The following is a 3,794-nucleotide window of genomic DNA, read 5'->3' as shown; positions in this document are numbered from 1 at the left end:
GGGATGTTGAGTTATTGGTTGCGGGGACAGGATTTGAACCTGTGACCTTCAGGTTATGAGCCTGACGAGCTACCGGGCTGCTCCACCCCGCGTTACCAAGACCGGCGCTGACGCCGTTTGCAGCCCGGACTTCTCCGTTTGTCCGGCCTCAAAAGCGAAGGTGCTTTTTCGGCTTTCGGACGGGGCGCTGCTCTACCCTTTTGTGGCAGGAGGGCATTGCTGCCATTGCCATTGTGCTTTTGGTATTGTCCAGATTACCCGGAATGTTTGCCAAAAGCAAAAAGGCCGCGTCCTGAACGTATTCTGGCGCGGCCTGATTGGTCTGTTATGTATTGTTGTGTGATTTGAGCAGCATTTTGTTGCGTTTAGCAGACCTGGCAGCGACCTACTCTCCCGCGTCTTGAGACGAAGTACCATTGGCGCAGGGGCGTTTCACGGCCGAGTTCGGAATGGGATCGGGTGCAGCCACCCCGCTGTAACCACCAGGTCAGCAAAGCGCAACAAAATGAAGAAGCTGGAATTGTTTGTCTTGATTGTTGGCAATGATCGATCTTGCGAGCATTTGCCCGCAAGGCCGACTTGGCCGTCGCCGGTTGCCCGGCGCGCTGTCGCAGCGCCCGCACCAAAGGTGCGATAGGGCGCGTGAGACAATCCAATTCATCTGACTTTGTCAGATGGATATAAGTAATGAGAATGATCAAGCCAATCGAGCTATTAGTACCGGTAAGCTTCATGCGTTGCCGCACTTCCACACCCGGCCTATCAACGTGGTGGTCTTCCACGGCTCTGATAGGGAATACTCGTTTTCAGGTGGGTTTCCCGCTTAGATGCCTTCAGCGGTTATCCCGTCCGTATATAGCTACCCTGCTATGCGGCTGGCGCCACAACAGGTCCACCAGAGATACGTCCATCCCGGTCCTCTCGTACTAGGGACAGATCCTGTCAATATTCCTACACCCACGGCAGATAGGGACCGAACTGTCTCACGACGTTCTGAACCCAACTCACGTACCGCTTTAAATGGCGAACAGCCATACCCTTGGGACCTGCTCCAGCCCCAGGATGCGATGAGTCGACATCGAGGTGCCAAACAACCCCGTCGATATGGACTCTTGGGGGTCATCAGCCTGTTATCCCCGGCGTACCTTTTATCCGTTGAGCGATGGCCCTTCCACGCGGGACCACCGGATCACTATGACCGACTTTCGTCTCTGCTCGACTTGTCAGTCTCGCAGTCAGGCGGGCTTATGCCATTGCACTCGACGACCGATTTCCGACCGGTCTGAGCCCACCATCGCGCGCCTCCGTTACTCTTTAGGAGGCGACCGCCCCAGTCAAACTACCCACCATACACTGTCCCGGATCCGGATAACGGACCGCGGTTAGACATCCATATAGGTAAGGGTGGTATTTCAAGGATGACTCCACGAAGGCTGGCGCCCCCGCTTCAAAGTCTACCACCTATCCTACACATGCCGACACGAATGCCAGTGTAAAGCTATAGTAAAGGTGCACGGGGTCTTTCCGTCTAACCGCAGGAACCCCGCATCTTCACGGGGAATTCAATTTCACTGAGTCTGCGTTGGAGACAGCGGGGAAGTCGTTACGCCATTCGTGCAGGTCGGAACTTACCCGACAAGGAATTTCGCTACCTTAGGACCGTTATAGTTACGGCCGCCGTTTACTGGGGCTTCAATTCAAAGCTTGCACCTCTCCTCTTAACCTTCCAGCACCGGGCAGGCGTCAGACCCTATACGTCGTCTTGCGACTTCGCAGAGCCCTGTGTTTTTGGTAAACAGTCGCTACCCCCTGGTCTGTGCCACCCTCCTCTACTTGCGTAAAAAAGGGTCACGCTTCTTCCGAAGTTACGCGTGCAATTTGCCGAGTTCCTTCAACGCAGTTCTCTCAAGCGCCTTGGTATTCTCTACCAGTCCACCAGTGTCGGTTTAGGGTACGGTCTATACGCGGGAGCTATTTCCTGGAACCGCCCCGAAGCCCCTCCAATCCAATAAGGAGGAACAACATACGCGATCCGTCACTACCCGCAGGCCCACGAATATTAACGTGGTTCCCATCGACTACGCCTTTCGGCCTCGCCTTAGGGGCCGGCTAACCCTGCTCAGATTAACTTTAAGCAGGAACCCTTGGACTTTCGGCGAGGGAGTCTCTCACTCCCTTTATCGTTACTCATGTCAGCATTCTCACTTCTGATACCTCCAAAGGCCCTCACGGGTCCCTCTTCAACGGCTTACAGAACGCTCCGCTACCACTTGCTTATTGCTAAGCAAATCCACAGCTTCGGTGTATGGCTTTAGCCCCGGTACATTTTCGGCGCAAAGACCCTTATTTAGACCAGTGAGCTGTTACGCTTTCTTTAAATGATGGCTGCTTCTAAGCCAACATCCTGGTTGTTTTGGGATCCTCACATCCTTTCCCACTTAGCCATAACTTAGGGACCTTAGATGGTGGTCAGGGTTGTTGCCCTCTTCACGACGGACGTTAGCACCCGCCGTGTGTCTGCCGATTAGTACTCTTCGGTATTCGGAGTTTGGTTAGGTTTGGTAAATCGGTGAGATCCCCTAGCCCATCCAGTGCTCTACCCCCGAAGGTATTCGATCGACGCTCTACCTAAATAGATTTCGCGGAGAACCAGCTATCTCCAAGTTTGATTGGCCTTTCACCCCTAGCCACAAGTCATCCCAATCTATTGCAACAGATGCGGGTTCGGTCCTCCAGTAAGTGTTACCTTACCTTCAACCTGCTCATGGCTAGATCACTTGGTTTCGGGTCTAATCCAACGAACTGAACGCCCTGTTCAGACTCGCTTTCGCTGCGCCTACACCTACCGGTTTAAGCTTGCTCGTCAGACTAAGTCGCTGACCCATTATACAAAAGGTACGCTGTCACCCAGAACAAATCTTGGGCTCCAACTGTTTGTAGGCATTCGGTTTCAGGATCTCTTTCACTCCCCTTGTCGGGGTGCTTTTCACCTTTCCCTCACGGTACTGGTTCGCTATCGGTCATGCACGAGTACTTAGGCTTGGAGAGTGGTCTCCCCATGTTCAGACAGGATTTCACGTGTCCCGCCCTACTCAAGGACTTTTGTTCGCATTACGTGTACGGGGCTATCACCCATTCTAGCCACCCTTTCCAAGGTGTTCCACTTGTCTCACAAAAGCCACTGGCCTGGTCCGCGTTCGCTCGCCACTACTTACGGAGTCTCGTTTGATGTCCTTTCCTCCGGGTACTTAGATGTTTCAGTTCCCCGGGTTCGCTTCTAACCCCTATGTATTCGAAAGTTAGATACCTTATTATGATATCTAGAAAAATGAATTGTTCTTCGAACATTCGTCCAACAACTCAAATTTTCTAGATATCTAAGGTGGGTTTCCCCATTCGGAAATCGTCGGATCAAAGGGTATTCGCACCTCCCCGACGCTTATCGCAGCGTATCACGTCCTTCATCGCCTGTGCATGCCAAGGCATCCACCAAATGCCCTTAAGACACTTGATCATTCTCATTGCCAATATCCATCCTTGCCTTAACGAGCATCTTGCACCTGTGGGGGATACCAACAGGCTGCTAAAACACCCAGCAACAATCGATTTGACAAAAAAGACCAGCTTCTTGAGATAAATTCGATGGCTCTGCGGTTAAGCGGCCAATCATAAGTCAGAGGCTTTTGATGAGCACCCCTGACGACATTACCCGGCGTTCATGGCCATAAGGCCGGCAGATCAGCACACAAAGGTGCAAATCCTTGAACATCCGGAATAATCCGAACTTATCTTCT

1 tRNA gene and 2 rRNA genes are annotated in these 3,794 nt (G+C 52.4%); all 3 read right to left on the bottom strand.

The features are described 5' to 3' along the window. Positions 1-15: 15 nt before the first annotated feature. Positions 16-92 (bottom strand) — tRNA-Met (locus AC6CHM_RS25015). Positions 93-372: 280 nt separating this feature from the next. Next, positions 373-487 (bottom strand): 5S ribosomal RNA (rrf, locus tag AC6CHM_RS25010). Between the two features lie 206 nt (positions 488-693). Beyond that, positions 694-3,514, bottom strand: a 23S ribosomal RNA gene (locus AC6CHM_RS25005). Between the last annotated feature and the right edge of the window lie 280 nt (positions 3,515-3,794).

The organism is Phyllobacterium sp. GQ127 (genome assembly GCF_059758635.1).
The sequence above is the reverse complement of the archived record's forward strand: the minus strand, read 5'-3'. Positions and strand labels throughout refer to the sequence as shown.